The organism is Arthrobacter sp. ok909, from assembly GCF_900104405.1.
In the GTDB taxonomy this organism is placed as follows: domain Bacteria; phylum Actinomycetota; class Actinomycetes; order Actinomycetales; family Micrococcaceae; genus Arthrobacter; species Arthrobacter humicola.
In genome coordinates this window covers 1-17,145 of sequence record NZ_FNJS01000052.1, presented here as the reverse complement: position 1 = coordinate 17,145, position 17,145 = coordinate 1, and the positions used below count along the sequence as shown (strand labels likewise).

Annotated in this window: 16 protein-coding genes and 1 pseudogene; 11 read left to right on the top strand and 6 right to left on the bottom strand. The window is 67.6% G+C overall.

Annotated elements, in window-relative coordinates; genetic code table 11:
- The 4 genes and pseudogenes from BLR03_RS22905 to purU form a co-directional block, all read left to right on the top strand.
- A pseudogene (locus BLR03_RS22905) lies at positions 1–357 on the top strand (lipoyl synthase); the annotation flags it as partial.
- A gap of 19 nt (positions 358–376) precedes the next feature.
- Complete coding sequence (locus BLR03_RS22900; RefSeq protein WP_091256775.1) at positions 377–1,210, top strand: methylenetetrahydrofolate reductase; 834 nt, start codon at positions 377–379, stop codon at positions 1,208–1,210.
- Positions 1,200–2,639 (top strand): D-serine/D-alanine/glycine transporter, encoded by a 1,440-nt coding sequence (gene cycA / locus BLR03_RS22895; RefSeq protein WP_091256774.1) that lies wholly within the window; start codon positions 1,200–1,202, stop codon positions 2,637–2,639. The genes BLR03_RS22900 and cycA overlap by 11 nt, the downstream gene beginning before the upstream one ends.
- A gap of 3 nt (positions 2,640–2,642) precedes the next feature.
- Complete coding sequence (gene purU, locus BLR03_RS22890; protein WP_091256772.1) at positions 2,643–3,545, top strand: formyltetrahydrofolate deformylase; 903 nt, start codon at positions 2,643–2,645, stop codon at positions 3,543–3,545.
- A 96-nt stretch (positions 3,546–3,641) separates the two neighbouring features.
- On the opposite strand, the gene BLR03_RS22885 is transcribed toward purU, so the two are convergent.
- The 5 genes from BLR03_RS22885 to acsA are packed head-to-tail and all read right to left on the bottom strand — an operon-like array spanning position 3,642 to position 9,281.
- Entirely contained in the window at positions 3,642–3,884 is a 243-nt protein-coding gene (locus BLR03_RS22885; RefSeq protein ID WP_091256771.1) for an acyl carrier protein, read from the bottom strand.
- Positions 3,885–3,912: 28 nt separating this feature from the next.
- A complete protein-coding gene (locus tag BLR03_RS22880; protein ID WP_091256769.1) occupies positions 3,913–5,361 on the bottom strand; it encodes a 2-oxo acid dehydrogenase subunit E2 in 1,449 nt (482 codons plus the stop codon).
- Positions 5,354–6,334, bottom strand: coding sequence for an alpha-ketoacid dehydrogenase subunit beta (locus tag BLR03_RS22875; RefSeq protein ID WP_091256768.1), 981 nt, complete (start codon positions 6,332–6,334; stop codon positions 5,354–5,356). Before BLR03_RS22875 ends, BLR03_RS22880 begins: the two co-directional genes overlap by 8 nt.
- The gene (pdhA, locus tag BLR03_RS22870) at positions 6,331–7,401 is read right to left on the bottom strand and encodes a pyruvate dehydrogenase (acetyl-transferring) E1 component subunit alpha (protein WP_091256766.1); all 1,071 of its coding nucleotides are present in this window, start codon (positions 7,399–7,401) and stop codon (positions 6,331–6,333) included. Before pdhA ends, BLR03_RS22875 begins: the two co-directional genes overlap by 4 nt.
- Positions 7,398–9,281: an acetate--CoA ligase gene (gene acsA / locus BLR03_RS22865; RefSeq protein ID WP_254788666.1), complete on the bottom strand. Its 1,884-nt coding sequence runs from the start codon at positions 9,279–9,281 to the stop codon at positions 7,398–7,400. Before acsA ends, pdhA begins: the two co-directional genes overlap by 4 nt.
- Before the next feature lie 112 nt (positions 9,282–9,393).
- Between acsA and pyrE the strand changes: the two genes are divergently transcribed.
- The 4 genes from pyrE (at position 9,394) to BLR03_RS22845 (ending at position 12,707) form a co-directional block, all read left to right on the top strand.
- The gene (gene pyrE / locus BLR03_RS22860; protein WP_091256764.1) at positions 9,394–9,978 is read left to right on the top strand and encodes an orotate phosphoribosyltransferase; all 585 of its coding nucleotides are present in this window, start codon (positions 9,394–9,396) and stop codon (positions 9,976–9,978) included.
- Positions 9,979–10,097: 119 nt separating this feature from the next.
- Positions 10,098–10,850, top strand: a complete 753-nt coding sequence (locus BLR03_RS22855) for a GAF and ANTAR domain-containing protein (protein WP_254788665.1) — start codon at positions 10,098–10,100, stop codon at positions 10,848–10,850.
- 95 nt (positions 10,851–10,945) lie between these two features.
- Complete coding sequence (locus BLR03_RS22850; protein ID WP_091256761.1) at positions 10,946–11,494, top strand: hypothetical protein; 549 nt, start codon at positions 10,946–10,948, stop codon at positions 11,492–11,494.
- Between the two features lie 184 nt (positions 11,495–11,678).
- Positions 11,679–12,707, top strand: a complete 1,029-nt coding sequence (locus BLR03_RS22845) for a thioesterase domain-containing protein (protein WP_091256760.1) — start codon at positions 11,679–11,681, stop codon at positions 12,705–12,707.
- 5 nt (positions 12,708–12,712) lie between these two features.
- On the opposite strand, the gene BLR03_RS22840 is transcribed toward BLR03_RS22845, so the two are convergent.
- On the bottom strand, positions 12,713–13,567 hold the full coding sequence (locus tag BLR03_RS22840; protein WP_091256758.1) for an HAD-IIA family hydrolase: 855 nt from the start codon (positions 13,565–13,567) through the stop codon (positions 12,713–12,715).
- 185 nt (positions 13,568–13,752) lie between these two features.
- On the opposite strand from BLR03_RS22840, the gene BLR03_RS22835 reads away from it, so the two are divergent.
- The 3 genes from BLR03_RS22835 to BLR03_RS22825 form a co-directional block, all read left to right on the top strand.
- Complete coding sequence (locus BLR03_RS22835) at positions 13,753–14,331, top strand: TrmH family RNA methyltransferase (protein WP_254788667.1); 579 nt, start codon at positions 13,753–13,755, stop codon at positions 14,329–14,331.
- A gap of 84 nt (positions 14,332–14,415) precedes the next feature.
- Positions 14,416–16,395, top strand: coding sequence for a S53 family peptidase (locus BLR03_RS22830; protein ID WP_091256755.1), 1,980 nt, complete (start codon positions 14,416–14,418; stop codon positions 16,393–16,395).
- Positions 16,396–16,563: 168 nt separating this feature from the next.
- Positions 16,564–17,145, top strand: a 582-nt coding sequence (locus tag BLR03_RS22825; RefSeq protein ID WP_175460674.1) for a class II fructose-bisphosphate aldolase, incomplete at its 3' end; no start/stop codon positions are given.

Genomic DNA, 17,145 nt, shown 5'->3' with positions numbered 1-17,145 from the left:
CTGGGCATGGGCGAGACCCGCGAAGAGATTTCCGAGGCCCTGCGGGACCTGCACGCGGCCGGCTGCGACCTCATCACGATCACCCAGTACCTGCGCCCGTCCGAACGGCACCTGCCGGTGGACCGCTGGGTCAAGCCGCAGGAATTCGTGGACCTGCAACAGGAAGCGGACGAGATCGGCTTCCTGGGCGTCATGTCCGGCCCCCTGGTGCGCTCCTCCTACCGCGCCGGCCGGCTCTGGGCCACCGCGATGCGCAAGAAAGGCTGGGAAATCCCGGCCCAGCTCGCCCACATCGAAAGCTCCGGCAGCACCCGCCAGGAAGCCAGCTCCATCCTCGCCGCGCACGCCGGCGTCTGACACCTGCAGAGGACCAACGATGTTTCCCACCAGAATCGAAATCATCCCTTCAGAGGGAATCGTGGAGCAGGTCACGGCCCTGGTGCCCTTGAGCACCACGCTTACCGTCACGTGCCTGCCCCACCACGGCATCGAGCGGACCATGCGTGCCGCGGTGCAGCTTAGCCTGCACGGCTACTCCGTCATTCCGCACCTCGCGGCGCGGAGCTTGCCTGGCCGTGTCGAGCTGACCGAAATCCTCCGCGACTGCGATGTTGCCGGCATCGGCGAAGTGTTCGTGATCGGCGGGGACCGGAAGCAGCAGGCCGGTCCGTACGGGTCCGCCCTCCCGGTGCTGGAAGACATCGCGCAGTACACAGGCGGTGTGATGCGGGCAGGCGTTGCGGGTTACCCGGAGGGCCACCCCTCTGTGGGTGCCCTGGACCTCGTGGACGCCCTGCTGGCCAAGCAGCACCTGGCGACCCATGTCGTCACGCAGATGTGCTTCTCCGCGCCGAAAATCCTTGACTACGCGGCGCTCCTCCGCCGGGAAGGCGTGCAGCTGCCCGTCTGGGCCGGGGTGGCGGGGGCCGTCCCGCGGACCAAGCTGGTTTCCCTGGCCGCGCAGATCGGCGTCGGAAGTTCCCTGAAGTTCCTCAGCCGCAAGGGGCCGTTGGCACGCAAGCTCCTGAGCGGGGACCGATACTCGCCCCAGAGTCTGCTGACAGATCTGCAAAGCCAGCCCGGCAGCATCGCGGGCATCCACCTCTACAGCTTCAACAACCTTGACGCGGTCCCTGACGGGCCGGATCAAGCGTTAACCCCAGCAGCACTTCAGCCGGCATTGATTCGAAGGGCAACACGTGACAACTAGAGTCGTAACTTCCCACCAGGAGCCGCACCTTGAGCGGCAGCTCAGCAACCGGCACATCCAGCTGATTGCGATCGGCGGCGCCATCGGCACCGGCCTGTTCATGGGCTCGGGCAAGACGATTTCGGCGGCCGGACCCTCCGTCATCTTCGTGTACATGATCATCGGCTTCATGCTGTTCTTTGTCATGCGGGCGATGGGCGAACTGCTGCTGAGCAACCTGAACTACAAGTCCTTCAGCGACTTCGCCGCGGACCTGCTGGGCCCCTGGGCGGGCTTCTTCACTGGCTGGACCTACTGGTTCTGCTGGGTGATCACCGGAATTGCGGATGTCATCGCCATTGCGGGCTACTCGCAGGAACTCTGGCCGGCGCTACCTTTGTGGATCCCCGGCCTGGTCACCATCGCCATCCTGCTGCTGCTGAATCTGGCCACGGTGAAGGCGTTCGGCGAGACGGAGTTCTGGTTCGCGCTGATCAAGATTATCGCCATCGCGGCACTGATCGTGGTGGGTCTGTTCATGATTTTCAGCGGGTTCAGCTCCGACGCCGGACCGGCCAGTTTCAGCAACTTGTGGAGTCACGGCGGCTTCTTCCCGAATGAATTCATGGGCTTCGTGGCCGGTTTCCAGATTGCCGTGTTCGCTTTTGTGGGCATCGAGCTGGTGGGCACCACGGCTGCCGAGGCCAAGGACCCGGAGAAGAACCTGCCCAAGGCGATCAACTCCATTCCCGTCCGTGTCCTGCTCTTCTACGTGGGCGCCCTCATCATCCTGATGTCCGTCATCCCGTGGACCCAGTTCCAGGCCGGCCACAGCCCCTTCATCGCCATGTTCTCACTGGCCGGTCTGGGTGCCGCCGCCACCGTGGTGAACCTGGTGGTCCTGACCTCGGCGATGTCCTCGGCCAACTCCGGCATCTACTCCACTTCACGCATGGTGTACGGACTGGCCCAGGAGGGTGACGCTCCGGGCGTGTTCGGCGGGCTCTCCCGGCGGAAGGTCCCGCAGAACGCGCTGTTCCTCTCCTGCGTGCTGCTGCTCTCCGGCGTGGTGCTGATGTACGCGGGACAGGACATCGGCAAGGCCTTCGACATGGTGACCACCGTGTCCGCTGTCTGCTTTGTTTTCGTGTGGTCCATCATCCTGGCCAGCTACATCGCCTTCCGCAGGCGCCGCCCGCAACTGCACGACGCGTCCAAGTTCAAGATGCCCGGCGGCATTCCCATGGTCTGGGTTGTCTTCGCTTTCTTCGGTTTCGTGCTCTGGACGCTGACCACCCAGCCTGACACGCTCACAGCACTGCTATTCACCCCGGTCTGGTTCATTTTGCTCGGCATCGCATGGTACATCCTGCGCCGCCGCCCCACGCACCTGGCCCGCTACGCGACGTTCCAGGCCGAACTCGCCCGGGACATGGAACAGGAAGCCTGAGCAATGGACACACAGACGACGGGTTCCACCCAGGAACCCCAGGAACATACAGCCACGTCCGAACACGTGCTCACTCTCGACTGCCGGGAGTCTCCCGGCATCGTCCACGCGATCTCGGGGTTCCTGCTGGACCACGGCTGCGACATCATCGACAACAAGCAGTATGGGGACCGCGGGGTTGGGCATTTCTTCATGCGCGTCCACTTCTCCTCTGCCCCGGAGGCCTTCAGCACCGAGCAGCTGCGCCGCGACTTTACGGTCCTGGCGGAGAAATGGCAGATGAACTGGCAACTGGAACCGCACGGCCGCAAACGGCGTGTCCTGGTCATGGTGTCCAGGATGGGCCACTGTCTCAATGACCTTCTGTTCAGGGCGCGGACCGGCGACATCCCCGTGGAAATCGTCGCCGTGGTCTCCAATCATCGCGATCAGGAGGCGCTGGTGAAGTGGCACGACATCCCGTTCTTCCACCTGCCGGTGACCAAGGACTCCAAGCCGGAGGCCGAAGCCAGGCTCCTGGAAATCGTTGACGAATTCGACGTGGAACTCGTGGTCCTGGCCCGCTACATGCAGGTCCTCAGCGACGGACTATCAGCCAAACTCGCGGGACGGACCATCAACATCCACCACTCCTTCCTGCCGAGCTTCAAGGGTGCCAAGCCCTACCACCAGGCCTACGACCGCGGGGTGAAGACCGTGGGCGCCACCGCCCACTACGTCAATGCCGAGCTGGATGAGGGCCCGATCATCTCGCAGCAGGTCATCGACGTGGACCATACCTACACCGCCGACGACCTCGTGGCGGTGGGCAGGGATGCCGAATGTGCCGCCCTGCGCAATGCTGTGCGCTGGCACTGCGAGGGCAGGGTCCTGCTCCTCGGCAACCGGACCGTCGTCTTGCGGTAGGACAGGTCCTAGTGGTCGACCGTCGCCACCGTCGATTGCTCCGTAACCGCCCTTTAGAGCCTCCAAAAGGGCGGTTGCGGAGCAGCCGATTGGGGGTTAGCCGTGGGCCGCGAGGTAGCCGATCAGGCCCTTGACGGTGGCGACCGCCGGGTAGTCACGCTCCGGAATGTCCACGCCGGTGGCCTTGTCGATGGTTTCCACGAGCCGCAGGAAGTCCAGCGAATCGAGTTCCAGGTCCTGGCGCAGCCGGGCGTCCTCGTCGACGTCGTCGAAGTCGACGTCGGGGGCCACTTCGCCAATCGCGGCCTGCACGGCCGCCCGGGCGTCCTGTTCGTTCATGGTTCCTCCGCTTTCCTGGCTTTGGGTGTCACAGATGCTCCGGTTCTTGCAACAGCTCGTTGATCAGGGCCAGATAGCGGCCACCGCGCAGCCCGTCGCTGACCCGGTGGTCCGCCGAGAGCGTGGCAACGACAGCGTGCCGGACTCCGAGGAGCCCGTTTTGGGCCCAAGGCTGTTCCATCACGCGGCCGAAGCCCACCATCGCGACCTGGGGCGGGTAGATCACGCCGTAGACACTGTCCACGCCGAGGTCTCCGAGGTTGGTCACCGTCAGCGTCGGATCGGCCATCTCGGCGCGCAACAGACGCCCCGCCCGGGCCCGGCTGACAAGATCCCGCAGCTGCTCCATCAGCACGTCCAGGGGCAGGGTGTCGGCGTCGTGGATGGCGGGGGCCACCAGGCCGCCCTGTCGCAGGGCCACTGCGACGCCGAGGTGCACCGCCGCACTGGGCCGGAACCCGCCGTCGTCGTAGAAGCCGTTCACTTCGGGGACTTCCTTGGCCGCGAGCGCCGCGGCCTTGAGCAGGAGCGCGGAGGGCACCAGCCGGGCGGCGACAGGCCGGTGCGCGTTGACGGACTGCATCCACTCGACGCCGGCCCGGAGGTCCAGCGTGGTGCTGAGGTAGTAGTGCGGGATGGTCTGCTTCGAACGCGTCATTAGGGCGCCGATGGCGCGGCGCAGGCTGGCCACGCGCTCGCGGGCCTCCGACGGCGGCTTCCCTTTAGCCGGCGCTTCCGGTTCCGGCAGAGCGGGTGCGGCTTCCGGCGCCGGCGCTTCCGGCACGGAAACCCCGACGGCGGCCTCCGGGAGGACGGCCCCCGGAGGACCGGCTTCGGGCCGCGCCTCCGCGGGCCCTGCCGGCGGAACGACTGCTGCGGCGTCCTGCACGTCGGTCACGGTCACGGCGCCGTCCGGGCCGGTGCCGGTCACGGCCGAAAGCTCGATCCCGAGTTCCGCCGCAAGCCGCCGGGCCCGCGGCGCGGAGCGCACCCTGGCCGCGCTGCCGGGCCGGGCCGCCCTGGCATGTTCCACATCCGCCCGCGTGATGGCGCCGGCTTTGCCGGTGCCATGGATCCTGCCGGTGTCCACGCCCAGCCGGTGCGCCAGATGCCGCACCGGCGGCGCGATCGGGGGACCGGCCGTGGCCGCGGGTGCTTCCGGAGCTTGAGGCTTGACCGCGGGGGCTTTCGACGGCGCCCGCGGCGGGGGCGCCTCATGAACCGGTGCCCCCATCTCGGCGGGGGTCTGCGTGATCCGGGCCAGCGGGGTTCCCACCGGAACGGTTTCGCCGATGCCCACCAGGAGGTCTGCCACGACGCCCTCCTGGAAGGACTCCACATCCATGACGGTCTTGTCCGTGTCCACGACTGCCACGAGGTCGCCGCGGCGCACGTAGTCACCGGGCTTGACGAGCCATTCGACCAGCTTGCCGTGTTCCATGTCAGCCCCGAGCGAGGGCATGAGGAAGTCACCCACCGGCGTCCACCGCCTCCTTGGCGGCGGTGATGATCCGTGCCGCGGAAGGCAGGGCGGCCAGCTCGAGGTGCTTGGCGTAGGGGATCGGCACCTCGGCGCTGCAGACCCGGCCCACCGGCGCATCGAGGTCAAAGAACGCCTGCTCGGTGATCCGGGCGCTCACCTCGGCCGACAGGCTGCCGCTGCGCCAGCCTTCATCGACCACCACGGCCCGGTGGGTCCGGGTCACGGATGCCATGATGGCGGCGTCGTCGAGCGGGCGGAGCGTGCGCAGGTCCAGGACCTCGGCATCGATCCCGTCGGCCGCGAGCTGTTCCGCGGCGTCGAGCACGGCGGGGAGAGTCCCGCCGTAGGTGATCAGCGAGATGTCGTTGCCGGGGCGCCGGATGGCGGCCGTGTCGATGTCTACCGGTCCGGCGTCGTCGGCCAGTTCCCCGGGGACGTTGTACAGCGAGCCGTGCTCGAAGATCAGCACGGGATCCGGGTCCTGAAGCGCCGTCCACAGCATGCCGCGGGCGTCTTCGAGGGTGGCCGGGGCGAGGATCCGCAGGCCCGGGATATGCGCGTACCAGCCCTCGAGGCTGTGCGAGTGCTGGGCGCCGAGCTGGCGGCCCGCCCCCGTGGTCATCCGGATCACGAGCGGCACGTGGAACTGCCCGCCGGACATGTGCAGCAAGGTGGCGGCGTTGTTCACGATCTGGTCGAGGGCCAGGAGGCTGAAGTTGACGGTCATGATTTCCACGATCGGGCGCATGCCGCCAAGCGCGGCCCCGATTCCGGCGCCGACGAAACCGGATTCCGACAGCGGGGTGTCGCGGATCCGGTCCGGACCGAACTCCTCCAGCAGGCCCAGGCTGACCGCGAACGAGCCGCCGTAGGCGCCCACGTCCTCGCCCATCAGGAACACGCGTTCGTCGCGGATCATGGCGTCGCGGATGCCCGCGCGGAGCGCTTCGCGGTAGCTGGATTTCATGGCGCGCCCGTTTCCTTCTCTGCAGGCTTCGTGCCGGTGCCGGTGCCGGTGCCTGTGTCGGCACCGTCTCCGGCGCCGCGCTCGCTGTAGACAAAGCGGGTCAGTTCCTCCACCGGCTCCGGTGTTCCGGCCTCGGCGAAGTCGACGGCGGCCGCGATTTCCGCCTGTGCGTCTGCCTGCAGCTGCTCCCACTCGGCGGCTGAGAGCTGGCCCGCGGACTCCAGTGCGGTCCGCAGCAGCGTGATCGGGTCCCGTTCCATCCACCGCGCCACCTCGTCCTTGGCCCGGTAGCGTTCGGGATCGAACATCGAGTGGGCTCGGAAGCGGTAGGTCCGCAGCTCCAGGAAATGCGGGCCGCCGCCGGAGCGGACGGCGTCCACCGCTCGGCGCGCGCCCTCCTGGACGGCCAGGACATCCATGCCGTCCACGGCCCACGCGGGGATCTCGTACGCGGCGGCCTTGAGGGCGATGTCCGTCTGCGATTCGGAACGGGCCAGGGCGGTTCCCATGGCATAGAGATTGTTCTCGCAGCAGAACAGGACGGGCAGCTGCCACAGGGCCGCCAGGTTCAGGCTCTCGTGGAATTCGCCTTCGGCCACCGCACCTTCGCCGAAGAAGCACGCCGTGACATTGGAGCGTCCCGCCATCTTGTCGGCGAGCGCCAGGCCGACGGCGAGCGGCAGGCCGCCGGCGACGATCGCGTTCCCGCCGAAGAACCGGGTGGCGGCGTCGAAGAGGTGCATTGATCCGCCGCGCCCGCGGCAGCACCCTTCAACGTAGCCGTACATTTCGGCGAGGATCGCCCCGGCCGAGACGCCCCGCAGCAGCGCGTGGCCGTGCTCCCGGTACGTCGCGACCACGGCGTCCTCCGGTCCCAGGGACGCCAGGACGCCGGCGGCGACGGCCTCCTCGCCAATGTAGACGTGCAGGAAGCCGCGGATCTTGGCGGCGCTGTAGAGCTCGACGCATTTCTCTTCGAGCTGGCGGACGCGCAGCATCTGCAGCAGCAGATGCCGGCCGTGGGCCGCGTCCACGGCGCCCCCGCCCGGGCCCGGGGTGCCGGTCATTTCGGTGCCCGCTCTGTGCCGGCTGGATCCGTGCCGTCCAGCCCCGTGCCGGCCGCGTCAGGCGGGGCCGCGTTCGGCGGAGGCGACTCGATGGTGGAAGTGTCACCCTCGGGCAGCCCGAGCTCGCGGGCCTTGAGCAGGCGCCGGAGAATCTTCCCGCTGCGGGTCTTGGGCAGGGCGGTGGTGAAGTCGAGCAGCCGCGGCGCGACGGCGGGACCCAGCCGCTTGCGGGCGAAACCGATGATCTCCAGCGCCAGCTCCCCGGACGGCTCCCACCCGCTCCGGAGCTCAACGAAGGCCTTGACCACCTCGCCCGCCACCGGGTCCGGGACACCGATCACGCCGGCCTCGGCCACGGCCGGGTGCTCCATGAGGGAACTCTCCACCTCGAACGGGCCGATCAGATGCCCCGAGGACTTGATGACGTCGTCGCCCCGGCCCACAAACCAGTAGTAGCCGTCGGCGTCGCGCTTGGCGAGATCCCCGGTCAGGTACCAGCCGCCCGCGAAGCAGCGGCGGTAGCGCTCCTCCTCATGCAGGTAGCCGCGGAACATGGAGGGCCAGCCGGGCCGGAGGGCCAGTTCCCCCATGGTGTCCGGGGCCGTGACCAGCACGGCTTCGCCGTCGCGGATGACCGCCTTGCCGTCCGCGTCCCGGACCACGAGGGCCGCTTCAACGCCGGGAAGCGGCCGGCCCATGGAGCCGGGCCGGATCTCGGTGGCCGCGTAGTTGGAAATCATGATGCCGCCCGTTTCGGTCTGCCACCAGTTGTCGTGCACCGGCTGGCCGAAGGCCTCCTGCCCCCACACCACCACCTCCGGGTTGAGCGGCTCGCCGACGCTGGCGACGAAGCGCAGGGCGGAGAGGTCGTGTCCCGCGGCGCGGTCGGCCCCGGCCTTCATGAGCATGCGCAGGGCCGTCGGGGCCGTGTACCAGACCGTGACCCGCTGTTCGGCGAGGATCCGGTACCACCGGTCCGCGTCCATTTCCTCCTCGTCCACGACGGCCGTCACCCCGTGGCTCAGGGGTGCGATCACGCCGTACGAGGTTCCCGTGACCCAGCCGGGGTCCGCCGTGCACCAGTAGACGTCACCGGGGTGCAGGTCCAGGGCGAAGGTGCCGGTCGCGTGGTGGGCGGTCACGGCGTCGTGCACGTGGATGGCGCCCTTCGGGGTGCCGGTGGTACCGGACGTGAAGTGCAGCAGGGCCATGTCCTCCGGCTGGGTGGCGGCGATTTCCCCGTCCGGCGGGGCTTCCCGCATGAGGGCTGCGAGGTCCAGGGTCCCGGGCTCGGGATCGCCCTCGGCGTCGATGAGCAGGACGTGGCGCAGGTCGGGGAGCTGCCCGCGCAGCTGCGCGATTTTCTTGCGGTACAGCGCCCGCGTAGTGACCAGCGCCCGGCCGGAGCCCAGCGTGAGGCGCTGCCGCACGGGCTCGGGGCCGAACGCGGAGAACAGCGGGCAGAACACGCTCGCGTTCTTGAACGTGCCGAGCACGGCGATATACAGGTCGGGCCCGCGGCCGGTGAGCGAGAACACCCGTTCCCCGCGGCCGACGCCGAGGCCGCGGAGGACCCCGGCGAAGCGGTTGGTCTGTTCGGCGAGTTCGGCGTAGCTCAGTGAATGGGTGCTGCCATCGGCGCGGACAAACCGCAAGGCCTCCCGGCCGGCGCCGCTGCCGGCTGCGTGCCGGTCCACCGCCTCGTAGGCGATGTTGAGGCCACGGCCCCCGGGGAGCCCGGACAGTGCACGGCGGCCCTCATCCCAGGTAAATGCCGCGCACGCCGCGTCGTAATCCACCAGGTTCGGCCGGACCCGGAAACTCCCGATGTCTTTGGTGATCGCAGGCCAGCGGATGGATGGTTCGGTTCCTGCCGTCATGGTTCCATCGGACTCCCGTGCGACGGTGCCGCCAAGAGTAAAAGGTCCCGGCCCCCGACACATGGGCGCCCGGCTGGGAATCCGCGGCGGACCAGCCACTAAACTGGGACCCATGACTGCCACCCGTGACTTCGCAGCCGACGCTGCCTCTGCCCGTGCCCGACTCCTGGAACTGATCAAGGAGCTGGCCGTCGTCCGCGGCAAGGTCATCCTCTCCAGCGGCGCGGAGGCGGACTACTACATCGACCTGCGCCGCATCACCCTGCACCACGAGGCATCCACGCTGGTGGGACAGGTCATGCTCTCCCTGATGGACGACGCCGGGATCGACTTTGAGTGCGCCGGCGGGCTCACCATGGGGGCAGACCCGGTGGGCACCGCCGTCATGCACGCCGCCGTCGACGCCGGCCGCCCGGTGGACGCGTTCGTCGTCCGCAAGGCGCAGAAGTCCTACGGCATGGGCCGCCAGGTGGAAGGCCCCTCGGTCGAGGGCCGCCGGGTCCTGGTCCTGGAAGACACGTCAACCACCGGCGGCTCCGCGCTGACCGCCGTCGAGGGCGTCCGCAAGGCCGGTGGCAATGTCGTGGCCGTCGCCGTGATTGTGGACCGCGACACGGGAGCCAAGGAAAAGATCGAAGCCGAAGCCGGTGTTCCGTACCTGTTCGCGTTCGGCAAGGACGAACTGGGCCTGAATTAGGCGTTTCACCGGCGGCGGACACGTATGGACCGTGCTTTGGGGGTGACTTATCATTTCTTAAATACCCCCATCGGTACCCGCCTCTGGAGAAACGCGCCATGCTTCCGCCCAATGAAGATTTGACGACTGATTCCATCAGCACTGTCGACCAGGTCCAGAACCTGATCCTGGACAGTGCGGACTTTGAAGAGTTCCTGAACGAACTCGCGCGTTTTTCCGCGCACCAGGTGGCCGGTGAGGGCGACGACGCGCTGTGCGGGATCACCCTGCTGCGGGACCGGAAGGCCGCGACGATCGGCTGGAGCAGTGAGTCTGCCCGGGAAGTGGATGAGATCCAGTACCGGCTGGCCCAGGGGCCGTGCCTGACGGCGGCGCAGGAGGAGCGCGAGGTCTACGTGCCGGACCTTTTTGAGGAAGACCGCTGGGGTCCCGACTACGCCAACGCCGTGGCCTCGCACGGACTGCGCTCGGTGCTCTCCGTGCCGTTCCACCTCCAGGGCGAAGCCCAGGCCGCCTTGAACCTGTACTCGGACGTGCCGCGCAAGTTCGACGGCGACGTCGCGGCCCGGGCGCGCGACTACACCCGGCAGATCTCCCAAGCACTGCGCATGGCCGTGCGCTTTTCCCTGCACACGGACAGCGCGACGAACCTGCGCGCCACCCTCGAGTCCCGGACCGTCATCGACATGGCGATCGGGATCGTCATGGCGCAAAACCGCTGCGACCAGCAAACCGCCGTCCGGATCCTCACGGACGCCTCCAGCAACGGCAACGTGAAGCTGCGCGACATCGCCACCTCGCTCGTGCAGTCCGTGGGCGGAACCGATACCCGGACCCACTACGAGGAGCCGGGCCGGCGCCAGGCCGGCTAAACCGGCAGTAACCTATGACTTGTGCCCAACCAGGGGTGCGGATACGCTGGTTGCGGTTGAGCCGTCGGCCATAGACATCCTTCTTTGGAGTACCTATGGACCAGTCACTGCAAGCCCACGTCAAGCTCGATGTCATTTCGGACGTCGTCAGGATTGACGTCCGGGGGAGCCTCACGCAGACCTCCCGCCCTTCCCTGATGCAGATCATTCAGCGCGTCCGCCGGATGGGCATCACCGCGCACATCCGCGTCGACCTCGGCCGCGCCGCGTTCGTGGAATCGTCGGCGCTGGCCGGCCTGCGCAACGACCTCAATGCGATCGATGGCGGAAGCGCCGGCGTGGAGACCGCGGGCATCCCGGCGTCCGGCAGCGGCGTTTCCCTGGAACTGACCCCGCGCTTCGATGACCCCGCCGCGTCGCAGACACTGGACATGTCCGGAGAGCTCATGGCCTCGGTGGACCCCTCGGGCACCCGGCGGTTGACCCGCTTCTCCGACGACGAACTCCTCGCCGCGAGCGACTCCGTGTTCGGCCTGCTTGACGACCCCGCCGGCATGGCCCGCGCCGAACTCCTGGCGACCTATGACGAGATCGGCATGGAAATCAGCCGCCGCGAGGTCGGCCGCGAGCCCGAACCCGCGTAGCCGGTCAAGGGTCCGGACGCCGCTCCCGACGGGGTCCGGACGGCCGGACGGACGCCAACGGGGCCCGGGACGGCACTGAGGACTGCGCTTCGTCTTGGCTTCCGTACGGCGTTCCAATCCTTCAGGATGGCCCCGTTTCTCTTCCCCGCCGGAGCGTGGTTACGGTAGTGATGTGCCGGCTGAGATGGAACCGAACCATCCGCGAGGCCCCGGTTCTGCCGAGGCCCGCCTGCTCCGCCACGCCGTCGAACTCAAGCGGTTTTCCCGGCGCACGTTCCTGGTCGGCGCCGGGTCCGCTTCAGCGCTGGCGGCCGACATGCTGTTCACCCAGCGCGTGCAGGAGGAGCGGCGCGTCAACCGGATCCTTGAAGTGAAGGACGACGTCGCGGAACGGTATTTTCCCCACGCCAGCTGGATCCTGTTCCCCGGCTACAAGACGAGCTGGGAAGAAGCCCTGTGGATCCTGAACGCCCTGCGCGGCTCGCTGAACAAGCGGGGCCAGCTGGCCGCCGTCGGGTATTCCAACGAGGGGCTGGACATCGATGAGGTGGTGATCGCCGTGATCGAGCACGTCCGCGCCCACCAGCTCACCACCCTCTATTTCTACGGCCACAGTTTCGGCGGCATGGTGGCAACCCAGGTGGCCGCCCGGCTGCGCGAGCTCCACGGCGTCGAAGTGGCGTTCATCCTGCTCGACTCCAGCCCTGCGAGCCGGTATGACGTGCTGGACCAGAGCTGGTTCGAGGGCGTGGTGCTGCTCTACGAGAGCGGCTTCCGTTTCCCCACCGTCCTGCGCGGCGGCTACGAGCTCGGCGAGAGGATGCTGCACAAGAATGAGCGCAGCTGGAGCCAGATCCTGGACCAGACGCTGGAGCAGTTGTCGCCAATCGCCCCTTCCAGCGTGCTGATCCAGTCCGAATCCGCCTTCATCTACCACTTTGACGCCGGCAGGTTCGTCGGCAAGCTCGGCGGCACGAAGATGGCCTTCATCGGCAACGCCCAGGACCAAACGGTGGACTACGAGACCGCCCGGGACGCGTGGTCACTGACCTTCAAAGCCAACATGGTCTCGGACAACCTGCGCACCGACGGGGCCAAGCCGGAACACGCCAGCCCCGGCTGGAGCCCGTTCGTCTACCGCCCCATCATCGAAAAACTGCAGGACGATTTCTTCCCGCTGCCCACCGGCGGCGGGAAGAAGGCCGTGGTCTGACGGGGTCAGATCTGGTTTTTGAGGTCCGCCACGGAATTCAGGATCTGGTTCGGCCGGAACGGGTACGCGGCGATGTCGTCCCGGTGGGTGATGCCGCTGAGCACCAGCACCGTGTGCAGTCCCGCTTCCATGCCTGCGATGATGTCGGTGTCCATGCGGTCGCCGATCATGGCCGTGGTTTCCGAATGGGCGTCAATCTGGTTCATGGCTGAACGGAACATCATCGGGTTGGGCTTGCCCACGATGTACGGTTCGCGGCCCGTGGCCTTGGTGATGAGGGCCGCGATGGCGCCGGTGGCGGGCATGGGGCCGTCCTTCGACGGGCCGGTGGCGTCCGGGTTCGTGGCGATGAAGCGGGCGCCGGCCAGAATGAGGCGGATCGCCATGGTGATGGCTTCAAAGGAGTAGGTGCGGGTCTCGCCGAGCACCACGAAGTCCGGATTCTGGTCGGTGAGGATGAAGCCTGCCTCGTGGAGCGCCGTCGTGAGCCCTGCCTCGCCGATCGTGTACGCGCGGTTCCCCGACTCCGAGCCGCGGACCTGGTCCTTGAGGAACTGGGCCGTGGCCAGGGCCGAGGTCCAGATGTTCTCCTCGGGGATTTCCAGGCCGGAGGAGCTCAGCCGGGCCGCGAGGTCCCGGGGCGTGAAGATCGAGTTGTTGGTCAGTACGAGGAACCGCTTGGAGGTATCCACCCAACGCTGGATCAGCTCCGAGGCGCCCGGGATGGGCTGGTTCTCGTGGACCAGCACGCCGTCCATGTCCGTCAGCCAGCACTCGATTTCCTGGCCGCTGCGGTACATCGAAGCCCGGGAACGTGCCTCTTCTGACTCTGTCAGCTGGTCTTCGCGCTCTTCTGCCATGGTGTCCTCCGCCGTAAGTGTGCCGCTTCCAGAGTCCAGTCTAATGTTGAGGCGTGACTGAACCTGAGATCCCCCGCGCCGCCGGTGCAACGCCTGGCGCCGACCCTTCGGCCGACTCGACGGCAGCGACTGCGGCAGAGACAGAATCCAAGCCGGAGGTCGGCGTCGGCCCCTGGGACGGCGATCTGCCGGAGGGGGAGCACTGGGACCCGGACCTTCTGGCGGACGGCGACCGGCGCAACGTGGTGGATAAGTACCGCTACTGGAAGCACGAAGCGATCGTCGCGGACCTGGACTCCCGACGCCACGACTTCCACATCGCCATCGAGAACTGGCAGCACGACCTCAACATCGGCACCGTGGTCCGGACCGCCAACGCGTTCCTCGCCAAGGAGGTCCACATCATCGGACGACGCCGCTGGAACCGGCGCGGGGCCATGGTCACCGACCGCTACCAGCACATCCGCCACCACCCCACCGTGGAGGACTTCGTGACCTGGGCGCAGGGGGAGGGGCTCGCGATCATCGGGATCGACATCTTCCCGGATTCCGTGCCGCTGGAGACCTACGAACTGCCCAAGGACTGCGTCCTGGTCTTCGGCCAGGAAGGCCCGGGCCTGACCGCGGAGGTCCACGACGCCGCCCTCGCCACGTTGTCGATCGAGCAGTTCGGCTCCACCCGCTCCATCAATGCCGCCTCGGCCGCGGCCATCGCGATGCACGCGTGGATCCGCCGCCACGTGTTCGGGCAGATAGTTTCCTGAGGCACCTGTAGTCAGATCGGTTTTTGCCGTTTAGGCTCTGGCCTGTGTGGGCGCAAAGGGCGCCCGCTTAGGGGAAGTCATCTCATGAAGAAGGTCTCAACTTCGCATTCCCGGCGCGCCACGCGCCTGCTGGCCCTTGGAACTTCACTTGCCTTTGCCGTCGGCCTGACCGCTACGGCCGCGGTCGCCGCCCCGCGGACGCCGCCGCCGTCGAACAACTATCCGGGTTCAGTGCCCCCTTGGGCAGGCTCCCGCGCGAAGACCGGCATCCCGCTAAGCAATACGACGGTCGAGGGCGAGATCTACCTGAACCTGCCCGACGCCGGAGCAGCCAAGGCGTTTGCGACGGCCGTGTCCACGCCGGGAAGTCCGCAGTACCAGCAGTACCTTTCGCCCCCGGACTGGATCGCCAAGTACGGGCCGGCCAAGACCGACGTCGCTGCGCTCGTTGACTACCTGAAGGGGCAGGGCATGGTGGTCACCTCGGTCCCCGCGAGCGGCCTCTACGTGGTCTTCCGCGGCACCGTCGCCCAGATCAATGCGGCTTTCAGCACGACCGAGCAGACCTATGCCTTCCAGGGCCAGAACCTGATCGGCCCGTCCACCGCGCCGTCCCTTCCGGCGAACCTCGCCGCCGCGGTCCAGGCGATCTCCATCGACCAGGGACGGCTGCTCACCCGCCCTTCGCTGGCGACTCCCGGCGGGTCTTCGGACCAGGCCCAGACATCAGGCAAACCCGTCGGTGCTCCGCCGGTGGATGCGCCGTGCTCCAACTACTGGGAACAGAACAAGGTGACCGTTCCCGCGGCGTATGGCGCAACGAGCTTCGGCGCCGCCATCTGCGGCTACACCCCGTCGCAGTTGCAGGGCGCCTTCGGGGTGACGTCCCCGTCGACGGCCGGAGCGGGCCAGACTGTGGCGATCATCGACGCCTATGCCTCGCCGAGCATCGAATCGGACGCGAACACGTACTCGCAGCAGAATGGCCTCCCGGCCTTCAAGACCGGGCAGTACCAGCAAATCGTGCCGGATTCCCGGTTGTTCATGGACCAGGCCCTGTGCGGACAGCCCAGCGGCTGGCAGGGCGAGCAGACGCTCGACGTCGAGGCCGTGCACGGACTCGCCGCCGCCGCGAATATCCTCTACGTCGGGGGGAACAACTGCGGCGCGGGCATCGACGTCGCGATGTCCACCATCCTGGACCAGAAGCTCAGCACCATCGTCAGCAACAGCTACGGCTACGTGGGCGAGGCGGTCTCGCCGAACGCGCAGATGGGCATGCAGAACCTTCATCTTCAGGCGGCGGGCGAAGGCGTCGGACTCTACTTCTCCAGCGGCGACAACGGCGACGAGAAGGCGTCCCTGGGCTACACGTCTCCGGACTTCCCGGCCAGCTCGCCGTTCGTCACAGCGGTCGGCGGAACCAGTCTGGCGGTCGGTCGGAACAACGATTACCTGTTCGAAACCGGATGGGGAACCACCCGGGACCGGATCGTCCAGAACCCCGACGGCAGCCTCAGCTACGCCGGCGCCCAGCCCGGTGCGTTCCGCTTCGGCGCCGGCGGCGGAATAAGCGCGGTGTTCGCCCAGCCCGGCTACCAGCAAGGCACGGTCCCGGCCGCGCTGGCCAACGGCTACCGGGTCTCCCCGGATGTCGCCTCCCTTGCCGATCCCTACACCGGCTACCAGGTGGGGATCAGCCCGATCACCAACGACCACGCACTGAACACCGGCTCGTATCAGACGACGCAGTATGGCGGAACCTCGCTGGCCTGCCCGCTGACGGCGGCACAGATGGCGATCGCCCAGTCCGCGACCGGAAAAACGGTCGGCTTCGCCAACCCGGCCATCTACGCGGCGGCGAAGGCAGGCAACTCCGGAGCGCGGGACGTGGTGCCGCAGTCCAGCCCCCAGGCCATGGTCTTCTCCAGTCCCGTCAGCGGCGCCAGCTACCTGGTCGGCACCGACAACGACACATCGCTGTCGACGTCGTCGGGCTATGACGACGTCACCGGCGTCGGCAGCATGACCGTCCGGTTCGCGACGAGCATCGCGGGACAGTAGCCGCACGACGGCGCACCGCCAGGGGCGGCCGCGTAACACGTCTGCCTGCGTCTGTCGCCGGGTCCGGGAACATTTCCTGGACCCGGCTTCACGTATTCGGCTCCGGGGCGCACGTGGCTAGGATGTACATAGCCATGTAGCTACCACTGCTTTCGACGAGGAGTCAGCATGCCCATTGCAACCCCAGAGATCTACTCCGAGATGATCGACCGTGCAAAGACGGGCGGCTTCGCATTCCCGGCCGTCAACGTCACGTCCTCCCAGACCCTGAACGCGGCCCTGCGCGGCTTCGCCGAGGCCGAGTCCGACGGCATCGTGCAGGTCTCCACCGGCGGTGCGGCTTACTGGTCCGGCGCCTCCACCAAGGACATGGTTGCCGGCTCCCTGGGCTTTGCGGCCTTCGCCCGCGAGGTCGCCAAGAACTACGGCGTCAACATCGCCCTGCACACGGACCACTGCCCCAAGGACAAGCTGGACGGCTTCGTGCTCCCGCTCCTCGCCGCGTCCGAGGCCGAGGTCAAGGCCGGCCGCAACCCGCTCTTCAACTCGCACATGTGGGACGGCTCCGCAGAGACCCTGCAGGAAAACCTCCGCATCGCCCGTGAACTGCTCGAGCGCACCGCGGCCGCCAAGATGATCCTCGAGGTCGAGATCGGCACGGTTGGCGGCGAGGAAGACGGCGTCGAGAACGCCATCAACGACAAGCTCTACACCACGGTCGAGGACGCCCTGGCCACCATCGACGCCCTC

What these genes read in the sequence shown, in the direction of transcription:
- BLR03_RS22850 (WP_091256761.1), top strand. Translation starts at nt 10,946, where the DNA reads ATGGACCAGTCACTGCAAGCCCACGTCAAGCTCGATGTCATTTCGGAC.
- acsA (WP_254788666.1), bottom strand. Translation starts at nt 9,281, where the DNA reads ATGACGGCAGGAACCGAACCATCCATCCGCTGGCCTGCGATCACCAAA.
- BLR03_RS22840 (WP_091256758.1), bottom strand. Translation starts at nt 13,567, where the DNA reads ATGGCAGAAGAGCGCGAAGACCAGCTGACAGAGTCAGAAGAGGCACGT.
- BLR03_RS22830 (WP_091256755.1), top strand. Translation starts at nt 14,416, where the DNA reads ATGAAGAAGGTCTCAACTTCGCATTCCCGGCGCGCCACGCGCCTGCTG.
- pyrE (WP_091256764.1), top strand. Translation starts at nt 9,394, where the DNA reads ATGACTGCCACCCGTGACTTCGCAGCCGACGCTGCCTCTGCCCGTGCC.
- pdhA (WP_091256766.1), bottom strand. Translation starts at nt 7,401, where the DNA reads ATGACCGGCACCCCGGGCCCGGGCGGGGGCGCCGTGGACGCGGCCCAC.
- BLR03_RS22885 (WP_091256771.1), bottom strand. Translation starts at nt 3,884, where the DNA reads ATGAACGAACAGGACGCCCGGGCGGCCGTGCAGGCCGCGATTGGCGAA.
- BLR03_RS22875 (WP_091256768.1), bottom strand. Translation starts at nt 6,334, where the DNA reads ATGAAATCCAGCTACCGCGAAGCGCTCCGCGCGGGCATCCGCGACGCC.
- BLR03_RS22845 (WP_091256760.1), top strand. Translation starts at nt 11,679, where the DNA reads ATGGAACCGAACCATCCGCGAGGCCCCGGTTCTGCCGAGGCCCGCCTG.
- purU (WP_091256772.1), top strand. Translation starts at nt 2,643, where the DNA reads ATGGACACACAGACGACGGGTTCCACCCAGGAACCCCAGGAACATACA.
- BLR03_RS22900 (WP_091256775.1), top strand. Translation starts at nt 377, where the DNA reads ATGTTTCCCACCAGAATCGAAATCATCCCTTCAGAGGGAATCGTGGAG.